This window comes from Streptomyces sp. NPDC048142 (assembly GCF_043202835.1).
Taxonomy (GTDB): domain Bacteria; phylum Actinomycetota; class Actinomycetes; order Streptomycetales; family Streptomycetaceae; genus Streptomyces.
In genome coordinates this window covers 13,097-30,977 of sequence record NZ_JBIDBC010000015.1, presented here as the reverse complement: position 1 = coordinate 30,977, position 17,881 = coordinate 13,097, and the positions used below count along the sequence as shown (strand labels likewise).

Sequence of the window (17,881 nt, the reverse complement as noted above, 5' to 3'; positions counted from 1 at the left end):
GGTCAGAGGCGTTCGACGACGGTCGCGACGCCCATGCCGCCGCCGACGCAGAGGGTGACCAGGCCGAACTGCTGGTCGCGGCGCTCCAGTTCGTCGATGACGGTGCCGAGGATCATCGCGCCGGTCGCACCGAGGGGGTGGCCCAGCGCGATGGCGCCGCCGTTGACGTTGACCTTGTCCAGGGAGAGGCCCATGTCCTTGACGAAGCGCAGGACGACTCCGGCGAAGGCTTCGTTGATCTCGACGAGGTCGATGTCGTCGATGGTCAGCCCGGCCTTGGCGAGCGCCTTGCGGGTGGCGGGCGCGGGGCCGGTGAGCATGATGGTGGGCTCGGAGCCGGAGACGGCGGCGGAGACGATACGGGCGCGCGGGGTCAGCCCGTAGCGCTCGCCGATCTCCTTCGAGCCGATCGCGACGAGGGCCGCGCCGTCCACGATGCCGGAGGAGTTGCCCGCGTGGTGGACGTGGTCGATCTTCTCGACCCAGTGGTACTTCTGCAGGGCCACCGCGTCGAAGCCGCCCATCTCGCCGATGCCCGCGAAGGACGGCTTGAGGCCGGCGAGGGAGTCGGCGGTGGTGCCGGGGCGCAGGTGCTCGTCGTGGTCGAGGACGAGCAGGCCGTTGCGGTCCTTGACCGGGACGACGGAGCGGTCGAAGCGGCCGTCCTTCCAGGCGGCGGCGGCGCGCTCCTGGGAGAGCGCTGCGTACTCGTCGACGTCGCGGCGGCTGAAGCCCTCGATGGTGGCGATGAGGTCGGCGCCGATGCCCTGCGGGGCGAAGCCGGTCTCGAAGCTGGTCATCGGGTCCATCGCCCAGGCTCCGCCGTCGGAGCCCATCGGCACCCGGGACATCGATTCGACGCCACCGGCCAGGACGAGGTCCTCCCAGCCCGAACGGACCTTGGCTGCCGCCAGGTTGACCGCTTCCAGGCCCGAGGCACAGAAGCGGTTCTCCTGGACCCCGGCGACCGAGTCGGGCAGGCCCGCCGCGATGGCGGCGATGCGGGCGATGTCCGAGCCCTGGTCGCCGAGCGGGCTGACGACACCGAGGACGATGTCGTCGATGGCGGCCGGGTCGAGGTCCGGGAAGCGGCCCCGGATCTCGTGGATGAGGCCGACGACCAGGTCGATCGGCTTGGTGCCGTGCAGGGCGCCGTTGGCCTTGCCGCGGCCGCGCGGGGTGCGGATCGCGTCGTAGACGAATGCTTCGGTACTCAAGACAGCTGCCTTTCGAGGGTGGTTGTCGGCCCGGTACGGGGGCTCAGGCGAGCAGCGAGCGACCGATGATCTCCTTCATGATCTCGGTCGTGCCGCCGTAGATGGTCTGGATGCGGCCGTCGGCGAACGCCTTGGCCACCTTGTACTCGCTCATGTAGCCGTAGCCTCCGTGGAGTTGGAGGCAGCGGTCGGCGACCCGCTTCTGCAGTTCGGTGGCCCACCACTTGGCCATGGAGGCGTGCACGGCGTCCAGTACGCCGTCCGAGTGGTCGACGATGCACCGGTCGAGGAAGCTCCGGGTGACGGCGCATTCGGTGGCCATCTCGGCGATCTCGAAGCGGATGTGCTGGAGCTTGGAGAGCGGGCGCCCGAAGGCCTCGCGCTCCTTGACGTACTGGGTGGTGATCTCCAGCAGGTGTTCGGCGGCGGCGATCCCGGCGACCGCTATGCCCATGCGCTCCTGGGCCAGATTGGTCATCAGGTGGACGAACGCGCCGTCGAGTTCGCCGAGGAGGTTCTCCTTGGGGACGCGGACGTCGTTGAAGAACAACTCGGCGGTGTCCTGGGACTTCTGGCCGATCTTGTCGAGGTTGCGGCCCCGCTCGAAGCCCGCCGCCCCGCGTTCGACGACGATCAGCGACAGGCCCTTGGCCCCGCCCTCCGGGGTGGTCTTCGCGACGACGACGACCAGGTCGGCGAGGATCCCGTTGGAGATGAAGGTCTTGGAGCCGTTGAGCAGCCAGTGGTCGCCCTTGTCCTCGGCGGTGGTCCGGATGCCCTGGAGGTCGGAGCCCGCGCCCGGCTCGGTCATCGCGATGGCGGTGATGGTCTCGCCGGAGCAGAAGCCGGGGAGCCAGCGCCGCTTCTGCTCGTCGGTGGCCAGCCCGGTGAGGTAGGGGCCGATGATGTCGTTGTGCAGGCCGATCGCGAGTCCGGCGGCCCCGGCCCGGGTGAACTCCTCGGCGAGGACCGCGCTGTAGCGGAAGTCGTCGCTGCCGCCGCCGCCGTACTCCTCGGGGACGGCGAGGCCGAGCAGCCCCGCGCGGCCGGCGGCGAGCCAGGCCTCGCGCGCGACGATGCCGTCCTGCTCCCACTGCTCGTAGTACGGAAGGACCTCCTTGGCCAGGAAGGCCCGGACGGTCTCGCGGAACGCGTCGTGCTCCTCGGTGAAGATCTGCCGTTGCACGGGGTCTCCTAGGGGGTGTCGGGTGAGTCGGCGGGGCGCAGCGCCGGGACGTCCCAGTCGGCGGCGACGGCGGCCGTGTCGGCGCCGGGCCGCGCGGGCCCGCCGCGTACGGAGACGGGGGTGGCGGAGAACCGCGGGGCGGGGGCGGGCTGGGTGAGGCCGCTGTGCTCGACGAAGGTGGCGCGGGCGGCGAGATGCGGGTGGTGCGGCGCTTCGGTGAGCGAGAGCACGGGGGCCACGCAGGCGTCGGTGCCGTCGAACACCTCGGTCCACTCGGCGCGCGTACGGGTCAGGAACCGCTCGGTGACGGCGGCGCGCAGCTCGTCCCAGCGGGCGAGGTCCCACCGGTCGGGAAAGGCGTCCGCGAGACCGAGGAGGCCGGTGAACTCCGCGTAGAACCGCCCCTCCAGCGGGCCGACCGCCATGTGGCCGCCGTCGGACGTGGCGTAGGTGCCGTAGAACGGGCAGCCGCCGTCGAGCAGATTCGTGCCGCGCCGGTCCTGCCAGCTTCCGGCGGCCAGCATGCCGTGGATCATCGTGGCGAGGTGGGCGGCGCCGTCCACGATGGCGGCGTCGACGACCTGGCCCTCACCGTGGGCGCGGGCGTGCTGGAGGGCGGCGAGGACGCCGACGACGAGATAGAGCGAGCCGCCCGCGTAGTCGCCGACCAGGTTGGCCGGGACGATGGGAGCCTCGTCCGGTTTGCCGATCATGGACAGGGTGCCGGTCAGCGCGAGGTACGCGATGTCGTGTCCGGCCCGCTCGGCGAGCGGCCCGTCCTGGCCCCAGCCGGTCATCCGGCCGTAGACGAGCTTCGGGTTGCGGGCGAGGCAGGCGTCGGGCCCGACGCCGAGGCGTTCGGCGACGCCGGGGCGGTAGCCCTCGACCAGGATGTCGGCGCGTTCGGCGAGGTCCAGGACGCGGGCCGGTCCCTCGTCGCTCTTGAGGTCCAGGAGGACGGAGCGCTTGTTGCGGTTGGTGAGGTCGGACGCGGGGTCGATGCCGATCCCCGCGCCGCCGGGCCGGTCGACGCGTACGACATCGGCCCCGAGGTCCGCCAGCAGCATCGCGGCGAACGGGCCGGGGCCGATGCCCGCCAGCTCGACGACCCGGACGCCGGTCAGCGGACCGTGGCCGGGCCTTGGGCCTTTCGCCATCTGTGAGCCCCCCAGGGGTGTGACACAACCGATGTAACATCAATGATGCTAAGAACGCGCCCGGCTCCGCACAACCCCTCGGGCCGAGCAAGCGCTTAGTTCTTCCTCTCGATCCTCTCGTATCCGGCCCGCCCGGCCGGGCGCCGCCACGTCGCTCTCCGCTACCCTCTGCCTGCCACGTCGGCACCCGGCTCGCAGCGGAGGTACTCGTGAACAGGCAGCATGACGCGACACGCCCCTTGGACGTCGTCCTCTTCGGCGCCACCGGCTTCGTGGGGACGCTCACGGCCGAGTATCTGGCGGCCCACGCGCCCGCCGGCCTCCGCTGGGCGCTGGCCGGCCGCAGCCGGACCAAGCTGGAGCGACTGCGCGAGCGGCTGACCGCGATCGCACCGGGCTGCGCGGAGCTGCCGCTGATGGAGACCGACGCGGACGACGCGGACGCGCTCGCCGAACTGGCCGCCTCCACCCGGGTGGTGGCCACGACGGTGGGGCCGTACATCCGTTACGGCGAGAAGCTCGTCGCGGCCTGCGCGGAGGCCGGAACGGACTACGCGGACCTCACGGGCGAGGCGGAGTTCATCGACCGGACGTATCTGGAGCACGACGCACGGGCCCGCGAGACGGGGGCGCGCATCGTGCACGCCTGCGGCTTCGACTCCGTCCCCCACGATCTGGGGGCCTACTACACCGTCAAGCAGCTGCCCGAGGACGTGCCCCTGACCGTCGACGGCTTCGTCCGCACCGACGCGGTGTTCTCCGGCGGGACGTTCGCCTCGGCGCTGACCGCGATGGGCCGGGGGCCGCAGATGCTGGCCGCCGCCCGGGAGCGCCGGCTGCACGAGCCGCGCCTGGTGGGCCGGCGCGTCCGCACCCCGGCGGGCTCCCCGCACTTCAGCGGGTCCACCGGCGCGTGGGCGCTGCCGCTGCCGACGGTGGACCCGACGATCGTGGGCCGCTCCGCACGGGCCCTGGAACGGTACGGCCCCGACTTCCGCTACCGGCACTTCGCCTCGGTCAAGACCCTGCCGATGGCCCTCGGCGCCCCCGTGGCGATCGGCGCACTGGTGGCAGCCGCGCAGGTGGAGGGCGTACGGGAATGGCTGATGGGGCGTTACGAGCCGGGGCAGGGGCCGGATCAGGAGCGCCGCGAGCGGAGCTGGTTCACCCTCCGCTTCGTCGGCGCGGGCGGCGGGCGGCGCGTCTTCACCGAGGTGTCCGGCGGCGACCCGGGTTACGGCGAGACGGCGAAGATCCTCGCCGAGTCGGCGGTGTGCCTGGCCCTGGACGAGCTGCCGGAGACCTCCGGGCAGGTCACCACGGCGGTGGCCATGGGCGACGCGCTGCTGGAGCGGCTGACGGCGGCGGGGCTGCGGTTCCGGGTGGCGGCGGTGCGCTAGCGGACGGGCCCGGGGTGGACCGGGGGCGTCTAGAAGATCCAGTTGGCCAGTGTGTAGAGCATCGCACCCAGCCAGACGAGCCCGACGCCGCCGCCGAGGACGGCGCCGAGCACCGCGCGGCGCTGGGCCGGGTCGAGGGGCGTGGCGCGAATGGCTGTGCGAGAGGTGTTCATACGTGTCAGCCTGCCGAGCCGGGCGGTTCCGCGCCATCCGTACAGGTACTCAGTTGCAGGACTGTTCCACGCCCGGGACCGTCACGGGGCCGGCGGCAGCTGTTCGCGTACCCACACGGGGTCCGGGTTGGTGTGCGGCCGGTCCGCCACGAGCACGGTCGGCACGGTCTCGTCGCCGCCGTTGGCCGCCCGCACCTCGGCCGCTCCCGCCGGATCGCGCCAGATGTCGACCCAGTGCAGCCGGGAGGCGTCGCGGCCCAGTCGGAGGCGGAGCCGCAGGCAGTACGTGCAGCCCGGACGCCAGTAGACGACCGGGCAGCCGTCGGCCGCGCTGCGCCGCCGGGCCTCGGCTGCGGGGACCGGCCTCGGGAAGACCAGGGGCGAGTTCACCCCGGCGAACAGCACGAACAGCACCAGGGGCACGGCCGCCATGACGGGGTCGCCCCTGAGGGTGAGCCCCGTCGCGACGACCGCGCCGCTGAGCACCAACAGGACCGGCAGTCTCCACACACGCGTCATGACGACGCACGCTACTCCGCGCGGCCCCGCTCATCGAGGGGGCCGCCCGCCCGGAGGCTCCCGGCCCGCGTCAGGCGGTCGCTTCCCGCAGGGTCTGCCGGCACAGGGCGTCCGCCCGGCGGGTGCTCTCGGGCTGACGGTAGCGGCCGGCGAGGCGGAGGGTGTGGGCGCAGGCGTTGTCGAGGCTGATGCGGTGACCGACCGAGACGAACACCGGGTTGGTGTTCTCCTGGGTGCGCAGCGCCCGCCCGACGACCTCCTCGCCGTCCAGCAGCGGGGAGAAGTCGCCGCGCCGGGGGCCGGGGGCCTCGTACGTGAACGTGAACGGGTTCTTGCCGACGCCGATCACCGGGAGCCCGGTGAGCACGCCCAGGTGGCTGGCGAGTCCGAAACGGCGCGGGTGCGCGAGACCGTAGCCGTCGCAGATGACGAGACCCGGGTCGACGCTCAGCCCCTCCAGGGCCTCCAGCGCCGTCGGGATCTCCCGGAAGGCCAGCAGCCCGGGGACGTAAGGGAAGGTGATCCGGCCGACTGCGGTGGCCTCGTCGACCGTCTCCAGGGTCACGGCGTCCAGCACCACGGCCGCCGCGACGACGACGTCCTTCACGTCGTCGTAGGCCACGTCCACGCCGGTGACCAGCCCTGTTCCGGGTTCCGGCCCCGCCTCGTCCAGGATCACCCGGCCGCGCAGCCGGTCCTGGATCGCCCGGCCCTCGGCTTCGTCGGCGGGGGTCTCATGGGCGGGGGTGGGGGAGGTCGTCATGCCCGGAAGCTTATGCGGTGACGGGACCCGCGACGGTCACACGGTGTGCGGCGGGACCTCGGAGCGGGCGGCCGGAATCCCGTAGCCTGACGATCATGTTCGTACTCGAATTGACCTACACGGCGCCGGTCGAACGCGTCGACGCGCTGATGCGGGAGCACATCGCCTGGCTCGACGAGCAGTACGCGGCGGGCGTCTTCATCGCCTCGGGCCGCAAGAACCCCCGGGACGGCGGAGTCATCCTGGCCGCCGGGGAGGACCGGGCGGCGATCGAGGAGATCGCGGCGGCCGATCCCTTCGCCGAGCACGGTGTGTGCGCGTACCGGATCACCGAGTTCATCGCCACCAGGACGGCGCCCGGACTTGAGCCGTACCGGCAGCAGTCGCCGTAGCGGGCGGCCGGGCCCGCCCGGTCCTCGGCCGGCCCCGGCCGATGAGTTTCCGGGGTGGGGCCGGTCTGCACGGGTATGGAGACGTACACACTCAGGACAGCCGGCGCCGACCTCGTCCACGACGTTCGCGGGCCCCTGCCGACCGCCGACGGCCGCCCGCCGTTGTTCATGATCGGGCAGCCGATGGACGCCACCGGGTTCGTCGCGCTCGCGGCTCGCTTTCCGGAGCGGACCGTTCTCACCTACGACCCGCGGGGCCTCGGCCGCAGCACCCGCAAGGACGGGCGGACCGACCACACCCCGGAGACCCAGGCCGACGATCTGCACGCCGTCATCGAAGCGCTCGGGCCTGTCGAGATGTTCGCCAGCAGCGGTGGGGCGGTCACCGCGCTCGCCCTCGTGGCGCGCCACCCCGGTGATGTGACCACCCTCGTCGCGCATGAGCCGCCGCTCATCACGCTCACCCCGGACGGCCCGGCGGCCGTCCGCGCGCGGGCCGGGGTCCGGGACGCGTACGAGAAGCGGGGGTGGGGCGCCGGGATGGCCGCGTTCGTGGCCATGACCTCGTGGGAGGGCGAGTTCACCGACGCGTACTTCGCACAGCCCGATCCCGATCCCGCCGCGTTCGGCATGCCCGCCGAGGACGACGGCACGCGCGGCGACCCGCTGCTGTCCGACCGGTCGTGGGCGATCAGCGACTACCGGCCGGACGTCGATGCCCTCGCCGCGGCGACCACCCGCGTGGTGATCGCCGTGGGCGAGGAGTCCCGGAGCGTGCAGACCGGGCGTACGTCCGCCGCGACCGCCGAACTGCTCGGGCAGCGGGTGACCGTCTTCCCGAGCCATCACGGCGGCTTCCTCGACGGGGAGTTCGGCTACCCGGGCAAGCCGGACGAGTTCGGGCAGCGGCTGCGGGAGGTGCTCGACGGCGGCCAAGGGATGCCGGCCGCTTCCTGAGGGCCGTCCCGTCATCCCTGGCGGGACAGCCCTCAGAACCCCAGCCGCGCCACCCGCCCCTGCTCGCCCGCAGCCCAGCAGCCCAGGTCGGGTGTGCAGTCGACGGTGTCGTACGAACCGGAGTCGACCGTTCGCCAGGTCCGCCCGCCGTCCAGCGTGAGGTCGGTGCCCGTCGGGCCGACGGCCAGGGCGGCGGAGCGGCTGTACGGCAGCCAGGCGACGCCGGAGCGGTAGGCGGGCGGCGGGGTGGCGGACTGCCGCCAGGTCCGGCCGCCGTCCCCGGTGACGGCGGCGGCCTTCGGGGATGCCTGGTCGGCGCGGTAGTCCCCGCCGACGGCGATGCCGTGCCCCCGGTCGCGGAAGGCGACGGCGAAGACCCCGCGGGCCGGATCGCCCGCCGGGAGGGTCGACGTGCTCGCCGTCCAGGTCAGGCCCCGGTCCCGGGAGTGCAGGACGCGGGCGGTCGCCGCTCCCCCGGTGGTCAGCCAGACGTCCTTGGGGCCGGAGCTGACCAGGCACTGGCCGCTCGCGGCGAAGCCGGCCTCGCCGGGCAGGGCGGCGGGCATCCCGGCGTCGGGCAGGACCCGCCAGGAACGGCCGCCGTCCGCCGTGGACAGGACCCGGAACTTCCCGTCCACCGGGTCGCCCGCCGCGAGACCGTGCCGGCTGTCGAAGAACGTCAGACAGTTGAAGAAGGCGCGGGGGTCGGTGTTGCGGAAGGACTCGGTCCAGGTCGCTCCGCCGTCGTCGGTGCGCAGGACCCGGGAGGCCTCGCCCTCGCCGATGGCCAGGGCCACGGCCCGGCGGCCGTCGAACGCCTCGATGTCCCGGAGTTCCAGTTCGGCGGCGCCCGGCGGGGAGACGTCCCGCCAGGTGCGGCCGCCGTCGCCGGTGCGCAGGACCGTGCCCTTCGACCCGGCGACCCAGACGGTGGTGCGGCTGACCGCGTCGAGCCCCCGGAAGCGGGCGTCGGTGCCGGTGTCGGTGAGCCGCCAGCCGGGCAGGAATCCGCGGGCGGCCGCCTCCCCGGCCGTCTCCCTGGACGCGGCTCCCCCGGCCGGTGTCCCGCCCGGCGCCCCGGCCTCGATCTCCGTCGGCGCCGCGTGCGCGCCGGGTGCGACCAGTGCGGCGACCAGGGCCGCGCCGCCGGTCACCAGTGCCATCAGCCGTCTCGTGTTCCCCATGGCCTTCATGGCGCTGGAAGCTAGCCCACGGGTTCCGGCCCGTCCAGGGTGCGTCGCCGCCGGCCGGGCAGGAGTGCGGGGGTGCGTGGAGGTCCGGGCGGGACCGTCCGGAACCGGTGACGCAGCTCACGCCGCACGCCGGTGCACGAAACGAGGAGTTCCATCGTCTACTCCAATGCCGGGAGCCGTTCACCCAGCAGGGAGAGGGAGCAGGTCTTGTCCAGCGTCATCGAGCAGTCCGTGCAGGCCCGCATGGTCGCGTCCGCACCGCGGATGGAGACCCTGCCCGCCACTTTGAGTTACGACCGCCAGTACCCCTTCGCCGTACGCATGGCGTTCCCGGGCCCGGCGACCCTGGAGGGCACCGAGGTGTCCTGGGAGTTCTCCCGCGAGCTGCTGTCCACCGGGCTGGACTCCCCCGCCGGGCAGGGAGACGTCCGCGTACGGCCGTTCGGGTACGAGCGGACCGTGCTGGAGTTCCACGCCCCCGAGGGCATCGCCATGGTTCATGTGCACACCGAGGAGCTGCGGCGCTTCCTCCAGCGGGCGCAGGAGCTGGTCCCGGTGGGCGACGAGCACCGGTATCTGGACCTGGACCGGAGTCTGGCCGACCTGCTCGGCGGTCCCCGCTGACCACGGGCCTCCCGAGTGGGCCACGCCGTAAAAACGGTTGCCGGGCCCACTCCCCGGCCCTACCTTCGTGATGGTTCCTGTTGTCGTCGATCGGAGTGGGACGTTGCTGACCTGAGGTCCTGTGCACACCGTGCAGCGCCCGCCGCGCCCTGCCGTGGCCGAAGCGCCCGTGTGCGATCTCGGTTTCTCAGCCGTCCTTGTCGTTCCCCGACGTCCACCGGGAGATCCGTATGTCTGCTTCCGACACCCACATCAGCTGTACCTCGCTCGCCTTCACCTGGCCCGACGGCAGCGAGGTCCTCACGGACTTCGATCTGGCCGTCGGCCCCGGCCGCACCGGGCTCATCGGCCTCAACGGCTGTGGCAAGTCAACCCTGTTGCGCCTCATCGCCGGTGAACTCGCCCCGCAGTCCGGCGTGATCAGGGTCCGCGGCGAAGTCGGCCATCTGCCCCAGACCCTGGTCCTGGACACCGCGCTGCGGGTCGACGAGGCGCTCGGCGTCGCGGACCGGCGCGCGGCGCTCGACGCGGTCGAGTCGGGCGACGTCCGGCCCGAGCACTTCGCGGTGATCGGCGACGACTGGGACATCGAGGAACGGTCCCTCGCCACCCTGGACGGGCTCGGCCTCGGGCATATCGGGCTCGACCGCACCATCCGGGAGATGTCCGGCGGCGAGTGCGTCCTGCTGCGGCTGGCCGCGCTGCTGCTGGACCGGCCCGGGGTGCTGCTGCTGGACGAGCCGACGAACAACCTGGACGCGTACGCCCGGCGGCGGCTGTACGACGTGGTCGACGCCTGGACCGGGGCGCTGCTCGTCGTCAGCCACGACCGGGAGCTGCTGGAGCGGGTGGACCGGATCGCGGATCTGCGCGAGGGTTCGGTCACCTGGTACGGCGGGAATCTGTCGGCGTACGAGGCGGCGCTCGCCGTCGAGCAGGAGGCGGCGCAGCGCATGGTGCGGGCCGCCGAGTCGGACGTACAGCGGCAGAAGCGCGAACTGACCCAGGCGCAGGTGAAGTTGGCCCGGCGCAAACGCTACGGGCAGAAGATGTGGGACGCCAAGCGAGAGCCCAAGATCGTGATGGGCCAGCGCAAGCGTTCCGCGCAGGAGTCGGCCGGCAAGCACCGCATCCTGCACACGGAGCGGCTGGCCGCGGCCAGGGAGCGTCTCGACGAGGCGGAGCTGGCGGTGCGGGAGGACGAGGAGATCCGGGTCGAGCTGCCGGGGACCCGGGTCCACCCGGGCAGCGAGGTGCTGCTGCTGCGGGATCCGGTGCCGCCCTACGGCCCGTCGCTGCGGGGGGAGTTGATGGTGCGGGGTCCCGAGCGGATCGCGCTGACCGGGCGCAACGGGGCGGGCAAGACGGCGCTGCTCCGGACGATCGCGGGGCAGTTGGCGCCGCTCTCGGGCGAGGTGATCCCCTTGGTCGCGACGGGGTTCCTGCCGCAACGGCTGGACCTGTTGGACGAGGCGTCGTCGGTGGTGCGGAACGTGTCCCGGTCGGCTCCCGGCAGCACGGACAACGCCGTCCGGGCGCGGCTGGCCCGCTTCCTGTTCAAGGGGGCCGCGGCGGACCGCCCGGCGGGGACCCTGTCGGGCGGGGAGCGGTTCCGGGCGACGCTGGCGATGCTGTTGCTGGCCGACCCGCCGCCCCGGCTGCTCCTGCTCGACGAGCCGACGAACAGCCTCGATCTGGCGAGCGTACGGAGGCTGACCGAGGCGCTGGAGGCGTACGAGGGGGCGTTGATCGTGGCGAGCCACGACGTGCCCTTCCTGGAGTCGATCGGGATCACCCGCTGGCTCCGGCTGGACGGCGGGCTGTGGGACACGACCGCGGAAGCGGTGCGCGAGGGCCACTGAGACCGCGCACCGGCTTCCCCGTCGGAACGCTGATCGGCGCGGCGTTCGGCACACCCGTGTACGCGCTCCCGGGGTGGGACGACTACGCGCTCCCGGGGTGGACGACGAAGTGGTTCACGCCTCCCGGCCCTGCCGGCAGCCCCTCGCTGTCGTGGTGACGGCCCTCGGCGGCACGAACAGCGTGTGCCTCCGCATCGATGCCGCCCTCATCGGCGCTGCCGGCGGTGGCCGGTCACCGTGATCGCTCGACGCTCCACAGCGGCAGCTGCTCGAAGAAGCCCACCGCCTCCTCCCGCCACCGCGGACGCCAGCCGGCGGCCACCTCGGACGCCTGCTGTGCGTAGCGCCGCATGTCCGCCCGCATGCGGTCCGCCACGCCGCGGCGTTCGCCGATCTCGCGGACGGCGGCGACCGTCTCCGATGTGCAGGACGCGTCACCGAGCGCGGTGTCCACCACGCGCCGCTCGGCACCGTCGACGGCCGCGAGGAGGGCCCGGACGGTGTAGCTGTGCCTGCCGTCGCGGAGGTCGGTTCCGGTCGGCTTGCCCATGGTGCCCGCGTCCCCGAACAGGTCCAGGTAGTCATCGCGCATCTGCCCGCAGATCCCCACCGACCGCGCGTATTCCCGCAGCTCCTTCTCGAAGAGCTGCGGCTGTTCGCCCGCGGCCAGCAGGCCGAGCTGGAGGGGGGCGAGGACGGAGTAGCGGGCGGACTTGTGGTCGGCCACGCTGTGCAGGATCTCCTCGTCCGGAGCGGTGACGAAGTCGCGTTCCAGGTCGATGATCTGGCCCACGAACGTGTCGGCCGCCGCCCGCGTCTGCACCTCGACCATGGACTGCCGCACACCGGTCGGCACCTTCGCGTCCAACAGCACCCGCAGCGACAGCGCCAGCGCCAGGTCACCCGCGAGCACCGTCAGCCCCAGGGCCGCCTGCGGGTGGTCGGGGAACCGCCCGCGGTAGGCGTAGTAGGTCGACGGGCCCCCGCGGCGGACGGGGCTGTCGTCGATGAGGTCGTCGTGCACCAGTCCGTGGGTCTGCAGCAGCTCGATACTCAGCGCGGCGGCGTCCAGCCCCTCGACGGGCCGGTCCGTCACCAGACGCGTCGCTTCGTGCAGCAGCACGACCCGCATCCGCTTCCCGCCCCGCAAGGACAACTCCCGCAGCAGGCCGAGGCACTCGGGGGTGAACCGGCTGAACGACGGCATGTCGAGCGTGGTGCCCAGCGTGGCGAAGTACTCCTCGAACAACGTGTTGAACCAACGCTCGTATCCGCTGACGCGCTCAAGGAACTGCTGCTGGGTCATGACACATGCTTCCTGCTGGGGAATCGGGTGACACCGGGTAGACGTGCGACGATAGCGGCCGGTGCCCGAGGTCCGCGGTCGGGGGCGGGGGTCTGGGTCGGGGGCGGGGTTCGGCCGATCGGAGCGCCAGCGCCGGCAGGACGGTCCGCACCACCTCCGGCGACACGCGAACACGCTGGATGAGCGCCGCCCCATGCCGCTCACGCACTGCGAACGCTCTTCGCCGTCCACCGTCCTCATGCGCCGACGCTGTACTACGACGCGTCCTCTGCGTCCGAGGTGGCGCGTCACCGGCCGAATCATCCTTGCGCCCTTTCGGGTGGTTTGCAGGCTCTGTCCGGACCGGGCAGCAAGGTGCCTGAAGGATTCCTTCCGGGCCGTGCCCCACGGCCCGGGGAAGGATGGTGCACATCGATGAGTGCGACACGACGGAACCTTCTGGGCGCCGCTCTGGCCACACCCCTGCTGGCGCAGTTCGCCGGGACGGCGGCCGCGGCGGACGAGAGGTACGGCACGGTCTCCGACGGCTGGGTCGAGGTCCGGTGGTCCCAGCCGGTCCAAGCGGAGCTGGACCGGCTGGGAGCGGTGGTCGAGGCCGTGGCTCCGGCCGAGACGGTCAGGTCCGCGGGCGGGCCGGCGCTGCGGTTCCCCGTGCGGTCCGGCAAGGGCGATCCCTCGCTGACGAAGCTGCCGAGGGCCAAGGGCAACGGTGCTCTCGACGGCGGAGTCTCGGTGCGCACACCCCTGGGCAACGTGCTGCTCACCGACCTGGAGGGCGCGCTGAAGGACGGACTGGCGTCGGGAAAGTGCGAGGTCAACGGGGTCGCTGTCGAACACGCCTCGGCCCTCCGGTGCGGGGCGGAGGAGGGGGAACTGTCCACCGACCAGGTTCCGGTGGGCCGGCCCCTGAAGGTCCGGCTCAGTGAGGTGCCGCTGTACGCCACCCCCGAGATGGTGGAGGCGTACACCGCGACGTTCGGCACGTCCCCGTTCAGCGAAGGCACCGTGCTGGGGTATGCGACCGTAGCCGGCACGTACACGCCGCCGAAGCCGTGAGGCGGGCCCGGACCCGGGCTCAGTCCGTCCCGGACCCGGGGTCAGGACTTCCCGGGTCCGGGCACGGGACGGCCTTGTGCCGGCTCCACCGGGCGGGCCGGCTCCACCGGGCGGGCGGGGCCGGGGAGAGTGCCGCCGAAGCGGCGTTGGCGGCCGGCGTAGACGGTGATCGCCTCCCGTAGCTGTTCCAGGCCGAAGCCGGGCCAGGGAGTCGGGTCGAAGACCATCTCGGCGTAGGCCAGATGCCAGGGAAGGAAGTTGCTGATCCGCTGCTCACCGGAGGTGCGGATCAGCAGATCGACGTCCGGGAGGCCGGGTGCGTACATGTTCCGGTCCAGGTCGGCGGGGCCGATGTCCCCGGGCCGGATCGCTCCGGTGGCCGCTTCGGCGGCCAGCGCGCGGGCGGCCTCCACCAGTTCCTCGCGCCCGCCGTAGTCGACGCAGGCGGTCAGCGTCAGCGTGTTGTTGTTCGACGTCATGCTTTCCAGCATGGTCAGCGCGGAGGCCAGCGACGGGTCGATGCGGTCACGCCGCCCGCACCAGCGCACCCGCACCCCGAGGCCGTGCAGCCACTCCGCACCTCCCCGGGCCATCGCATCGCCCATGATCTCGAACAACGCGTCCAGTTCGTCCTGAGAGCGGGTCCAGTTATCGGTCGAGAAGGCGTAGAAGGTCAGGTGCCGCACTCCCAGCCGCAGTGCGGCGTTGACCAGACGCATCGCGGACCACTGACCCGCCTGATGCCCCCAGGAGGCCGGCCGGCCCTGCTCCGAGGCCCATCGCCGGTTGCCGTCCATGATGACCGCGACATGTTCCGGCACCGTGTCCAGCTGCGCGTGGGCCCATACGGGGCGGCGGGAGACCCCGTCGACGGACACCAGCGGCTCAAGACCTTGGGTGAAGACCCGCTCCCGGCGGAGGGCGATCTCGTCGAACTGCAGATGGGCCCCCAGCACCAGCACGTGCAGGAACGGCTGATACTCGCGCTCGGCCATTCCCGTCACCGACGACGCCTGCTCCAACAGGACTTTCCAGCGGTCGAGTTGCATGCGTACCAGTTCCGCGAGCGCCCCGGGGCGCTCACCGCGTACAAGGTCACTCACCTCCAGTCCCAGCGCCCGCAGATCGGCGCGCGGCAGGTAGCACCGGCCGGCGGCGAGGTCCTCCGGCAAATCCTCGAACTCGTCCACCACCTGGCCCGCCTCGCCCAGCAAAGAGGTCAGCGCCAGCACCTCCGGAGTCCTCAGACCCACCAGCGGGGACCACAGCTCGAAGCTCGCGCCCGTCACCGCCCGCAGATGTCGCCGTTGGTCCTGGAACGTCTCGAAGACAGGGGGGCCTGCGCAATCGGCCTCCAGAGCGCCCAGCAGCTCCTCGATCACCGCGCGGTCGAGATCCCACCGCCACACCGTGTCCACGAACGCCCGCAGCACCGGATGCCCGCTGTCCCCCGAGCGCAGCCCCTCGCGGACGGCGGAATACCACCGGGCAAGGCGCCGCTCACGCTCTGCCGTCGTTCCGCCCCTGTCGGCGATGGCGTCGGTCCGCAGGGCGAAGCCGAGGACGGCGTGCATATGCGGGCGCACCGGAGCGGGCAGCAGTTCACTCGCCCGCCACAGCGGCGCATGGGACTGCCTGGTCACGTTCCCGCACAGCTCGTAGGACTCTCGCAACTCCGGTGAACCGAACAAAGTCTCACCACTCATCATGCACAGACCTCCCCTTCAACCACGCCGTCGACGGCACCCCCCGCACCCGGACGGCGCGGCCGACGACACCACCACCTCCTCACCGACGGTGGGCGGGGGACCCTCCTCTCCATAACGAGACGCCGACCGGCCGGTACCGGGCAGCGAAGTGCCGGCGGGCCCGCAGGCGGTGGTGATCGACCAGAGCGCGATCACGGCCTCGTCGCGCTCTGGTCGATCACCACCACCTGCCCGGAGCGTGAGCGCCGCCGGTTCCACGACGACGCGCTGAAGCACCGGGTCGGGGTCCGGTCGATCGCGGACGCCCCGGGCATGACGGCGGCGCGGGCTGCCGGGCCGCACCGGGCGGACACGGGCGCGCCGGCGGATCCGCTGGACCGGCCGGCCGACGCGGGGAACACGGTGATCCGTGTGGAGCACAACCTGTGCTGTGGTCAAGCGGGCGGACCGGGTGATCGGCCTCGGTCCGGACGGCGGCAAGGGCGGCGGGGCGCTGCCCTTCGAGGGGACGTCCGCCGGTCTGCTCGCGCATCCGACGTCCGTCACCGGGCGGTACCTCCGCCGGTAATCCGGGGCTGGAATCACTGATGTCAGCGTAGCGAAGCAGGACCCCGGAAGGCCCCTGAAGAGGCTCTCACACACCTGCCCACCTGGATGTATAACTCTGCGTAGCCGGTCGCTGCCGGGAGCGGGCTTGGCTTTGGCCTTAACGTCGCCTTAACCTACGGTCACGTAACCTACGAAGCCGTAGGTAATTCTCCCGTCCCCAGGAGCTCCCCGTGACGATCACCTCTCCCCACCTCGGCAGTTCGAAGGCGTGGACCGACGCCCAGCTGCTGTACGCGCTGGAAGAGGTGGTGGAGAAGGAACTCAACCGCCATCTCAAGGTCGCCAAGGACTGGATGCCGCACGAGTACGTTCCGTTCTCCGACGGGCGCAACTTCCCCGGCATCTTCGACGACGGCGAGGCGTGGGCGGCGGACCAGTCCAAGGTCACCGACATCGGCAAGATCGCCCTCGTGGTGAACCTGCTGACCGAGGACAACCTCCCCAGCTACCACCACGAGATCGCCTCGCTGTTCGGCCGCGACGGCGCGTGGGGCACCTGGGTGCACCGCTGGACCGCCGAGGAGGGCCGCCACGGCATCGTGATGCGCGACTATCTCCTCACCTCGCGCGCCGTGGACCCGGACAAGCTGGAGCAGTTCCGCATGGCGCACATGGCGGAGGGCTTCGAGTCGGACAACCGGCACTCGATGCTGCACTCCGTCGCGTACGTCGCCTTCCAGGAGCTGGCCACCCGCGTCTCGCACCGCAACACCGGCCACCAGTCCGGCGACCCGGTCTGTGACCGGATGCTGGCCCGGATCGCGACCGACGAGAACCTCCACATGGTCTTCTACCGCAACCTCCTGGGCGCCGCCTTCGAGCTGGCCCCGGACCTGACCATGCAGGCCGTGCGTGACGTCGTCGTCGACTTCCGGATGCCCGGCCACGGCATGCCCGGCTTCGAGCGGGCCGCCGCGCAGATGGCGATCGGCGAGATCTACAACATGCGCATCCACCACGACGACGTGATCCAGCCCGTGCTGCGCTTCCTGAAGGTGATGGACATCGACGGGCTCGGCCCGGAGGGTGCGAAGGCCCAGGAGGAGCTCGGTCTGTACATGGGCGGGCTGGACAGCGAGGCGTCGAAGTTCGACGAGAAGCTCGCCACCCGCAAGGCCCGGATGGTGGCGCGCGGCCGCGCCTGATCCGTCCCATCCCGGCGAGGGCTCTTCCGTACGCCGTGTGCGGCACCCCGCGCCCGCGCCGCGCGCAGGCCGTGACCGCGTACGGCGGCGTCCTCGTCGGCGACACGCGCGGCGATCCGCTCCGTGTCCCGGCCGGCCTCGGCGGCGAGGACGAGCGACGGGGCATGGGTCATGGGCCCGATGGTGCCGGGCCCTGCACGAACACCTCGGGGGGTTACGGTACGTGGATGCGGCCGGGGGGAGCGTTCAGCCCCGGTCGCGTCCTTTGCGCAGCCGCTCGCGCTCCTTCTCGGACAGCCCGCCCCAGACGCCGAACCTCTCGTCGTTGGCGAGTGCGTACTCCAGGCAGGCCACACGCCCTTCGCAGGCGTTGCACAGTTGCTTGGCCTCGCGCGTCGAACTGCCCGGGGCCGGGAAGAAGAACTCGGGCCCGGCCTGCGCGCACAACGCGGTCTCCTGCCAGGCGAGTGCGTCGTCGGTCACGGTGTTGATCAGCATGGAGCCCACGGTGCCCGGTGGCGATAAACGACCGATCAACGATTCATCAATCCGTGCCGTGGGCGGCCCCGGAGTCCGCCGGAGTCGCCATGATCGCCACCCGCCCCGCGTCGCG

At 72.2% G+C, this 17,881-nt stretch carries 17 protein-coding genes and 1 pseudogene; 8 read left to right on the top strand and 10 right to left on the bottom strand.

Translation table 11 applies throughout. The annotated features are described in order from the left end of the window. Positions 1-2: 2 nt before the first annotated feature. The 3 genes from ACGF2Y_RS20075 to ACGF2Y_RS20065 are packed head-to-tail and all read right to left on the bottom strand — an operon-like array spanning position 3 to position 3,560. Complete coding sequence (locus ACGF2Y_RS20075; protein ID WP_392949103.1) at positions 3-1,217, bottom strand: acetyl-CoA C-acetyltransferase; 1,215 nt, start codon at positions 1,215-1,217, stop codon at positions 3-5. Between the two features lie 43 nt (positions 1,218-1,260). Then, complete coding sequence (locus ACGF2Y_RS20070; RefSeq protein ID WP_392949100.1) at positions 1,261-2,403, bottom strand: acyl-CoA dehydrogenase family protein; 1,143 nt, start codon at positions 2,401-2,403, stop codon at positions 1,261-1,263. An 8-nt stretch (positions 2,404-2,411) separates the two neighbouring features. Continuing rightward, positions 2,412-3,560 carry a CaiB/BaiF CoA transferase family protein gene (locus tag ACGF2Y_RS20065; RefSeq protein ID WP_392949097.1) on the bottom strand — a complete coding sequence of 383 codons (1,149 nt, stop codon included), beginning with the start codon at positions 3,558-3,560 and terminating at the stop codon, positions 2,412-2,414. Between the two features lie 209 nt (positions 3,561-3,769). On the opposite strand from ACGF2Y_RS20065, the gene ACGF2Y_RS20060 reads away from it, so the two are divergent. Further along, positions 3,770-4,960: a saccharopine dehydrogenase family protein gene (locus ACGF2Y_RS20060; RefSeq protein ID WP_392949095.1), complete on the top strand. Its 1,191-nt coding sequence runs from the start codon at positions 3,770-3,772 to the stop codon at positions 4,958-4,960. 29 nt (positions 4,961-4,989) lie between these two features. Here the strand turns inward: ACGF2Y_RS20060 and mmpA are convergent, their stop codons facing one another. From mmpA to ACGF2Y_RS20045, 3 genes are all read right to left on the bottom strand, one after another. Continuing rightward, entirely contained in the window at positions 4,990-5,133 is a 144-nt protein-coding gene (gene mmpA, locus ACGF2Y_RS20055; protein ID WP_392949093.1) for a morphogenic membrane protein MmpA, read from the bottom strand. An 81-nt stretch (positions 5,134-5,214) separates the two neighbouring features. Next, positions 5,215-5,652 carry a glutaredoxin domain-containing protein gene (locus tag ACGF2Y_RS20050; protein ID WP_392949090.1) on the bottom strand — a complete coding sequence of 146 codons (438 nt, stop codon included), beginning with the start codon at positions 5,650-5,652 and terminating at the stop codon, positions 5,215-5,217. Positions 5,653-5,722: 70 nt separating this feature from the next. Next, positions 5,723-6,415, bottom strand: a complete 693-nt coding sequence (locus ACGF2Y_RS20045) for an endonuclease V (protein WP_392949087.1) — start codon at positions 6,413-6,415, stop codon at positions 5,723-5,725. A gap of 95 nt (positions 6,416-6,510) precedes the next feature. Here ACGF2Y_RS20045 and ACGF2Y_RS20040 point away from each other — a divergent pair, with 95 nt between their 5' ends. Together ACGF2Y_RS20040 and ACGF2Y_RS20035 are read left to right on the top strand one after the other, a co-directional pair. Continuing rightward, positions 6,511-6,807 (top strand): YciI family protein, encoded by a 297-nt coding sequence (locus tag ACGF2Y_RS20040; protein WP_392949084.1) that lies wholly within the window; start codon positions 6,511-6,513, stop codon positions 6,805-6,807. Between the two features lie 75 nt (positions 6,808-6,882). After that, positions 6,883-7,764, top strand: a complete 882-nt coding sequence (locus tag ACGF2Y_RS20035) for an alpha/beta fold hydrolase (protein ID WP_392949081.1) — start codon at positions 6,883-6,885, stop codon at positions 7,762-7,764. A gap of 32 nt (positions 7,765-7,796) precedes the next feature. Here ACGF2Y_RS20035 and ACGF2Y_RS20030 read toward each other — a convergent pair whose 3' ends face one another. Further along, positions 7,797-8,957, bottom strand: coding sequence for a WD40/YVTN/BNR-like repeat-containing protein (locus ACGF2Y_RS20030; protein ID WP_392949078.1), 1,161 nt, complete (start codon positions 8,955-8,957; stop codon positions 7,797-7,799). Positions 8,958-9,164: 207 nt separating this feature from the next. Between ACGF2Y_RS20030 and ACGF2Y_RS20025 the strand changes: the two genes are divergently transcribed. Together ACGF2Y_RS20025 and ACGF2Y_RS20020 are read left to right on the top strand one after the other, a co-directional pair. Further along, positions 9,165-9,581, top strand: a complete 417-nt coding sequence (locus ACGF2Y_RS20025) for an SsgA family sporulation/cell division regulator (protein ID WP_392949075.1) — start codon at positions 9,165-9,167, stop codon at positions 9,579-9,581. 230 nt (positions 9,582-9,811) lie between these two features. Continuing rightward, positions 9,812-11,443, top strand: a complete 1,632-nt coding sequence (locus ACGF2Y_RS20020; protein WP_392949072.1) for an ABC-F family ATP-binding cassette domain-containing protein — start codon at positions 9,812-9,814, stop codon at positions 11,441-11,443. A gap of 232 nt (positions 11,444-11,675) precedes the next feature. Here the strand turns inward: ACGF2Y_RS20020 and ACGF2Y_RS20015 are convergent, their stop codons facing one another. Then, the gene (locus ACGF2Y_RS20015) at positions 11,676-12,749 is read right to left on the bottom strand and encodes a polyprenyl synthetase family protein (RefSeq protein WP_392949070.1); all 1,074 of its coding nucleotides are present in this window, start codon (positions 12,747-12,749) and stop codon (positions 11,676-11,678) included. 414 nt (positions 12,750-13,163) lie between these two features. Between ACGF2Y_RS20015 and ACGF2Y_RS20010 the strand changes: the two genes are divergently transcribed. Next, positions 13,164-13,805, top strand: a complete 642-nt coding sequence (locus ACGF2Y_RS20010; RefSeq protein WP_392949067.1) for a hypothetical protein — start codon at positions 13,164-13,166, stop codon at positions 13,803-13,805. A gap of 41 nt (positions 13,806-13,846) precedes the next feature. Here ACGF2Y_RS20010 and uppS read toward each other — a convergent pair whose 3' ends face one another. Then, entirely contained in the window at positions 13,847-15,514 is a 1,668-nt protein-coding gene (gene uppS / locus ACGF2Y_RS20005; RefSeq protein ID WP_392949065.1) for a polyprenyl diphosphate synthase, read from the bottom strand. A 147-nt stretch (positions 15,515-15,661) separates the two neighbouring features. Here uppS and ACGF2Y_RS20000 point away from each other — a divergent pair. Together ACGF2Y_RS20000 and ACGF2Y_RS19995 are read left to right on the top strand one after the other, a co-directional pair. Further along, positions 15,662-16,113: pseudogene (locus ACGF2Y_RS20000) on the top strand (excinuclease ABC subunit UvrA); the annotation flags it as partial. A 180-nt stretch (positions 16,114-16,293) separates the two neighbouring features. Further along, positions 16,294-17,268 (top strand): acyl-ACP desaturase, encoded by a 975-nt coding sequence (locus tag ACGF2Y_RS19995; protein WP_392949062.1) that lies wholly within the window; start codon positions 16,294-16,296, stop codon positions 17,266-17,268. A gap of 246 nt (positions 17,269-17,514) precedes the next feature. Here the strand turns inward: ACGF2Y_RS19995 and ACGF2Y_RS19990 are convergent, their stop codons facing one another. After that, complete coding sequence (locus ACGF2Y_RS19990; RefSeq protein ID WP_392949059.1) at positions 17,515-17,766, bottom strand: WhiB family transcriptional regulator; 252 nt, start codon at positions 17,764-17,766, stop codon at positions 17,515-17,517. Positions 17,767-17,881 lie beyond the last annotated feature (115 nt).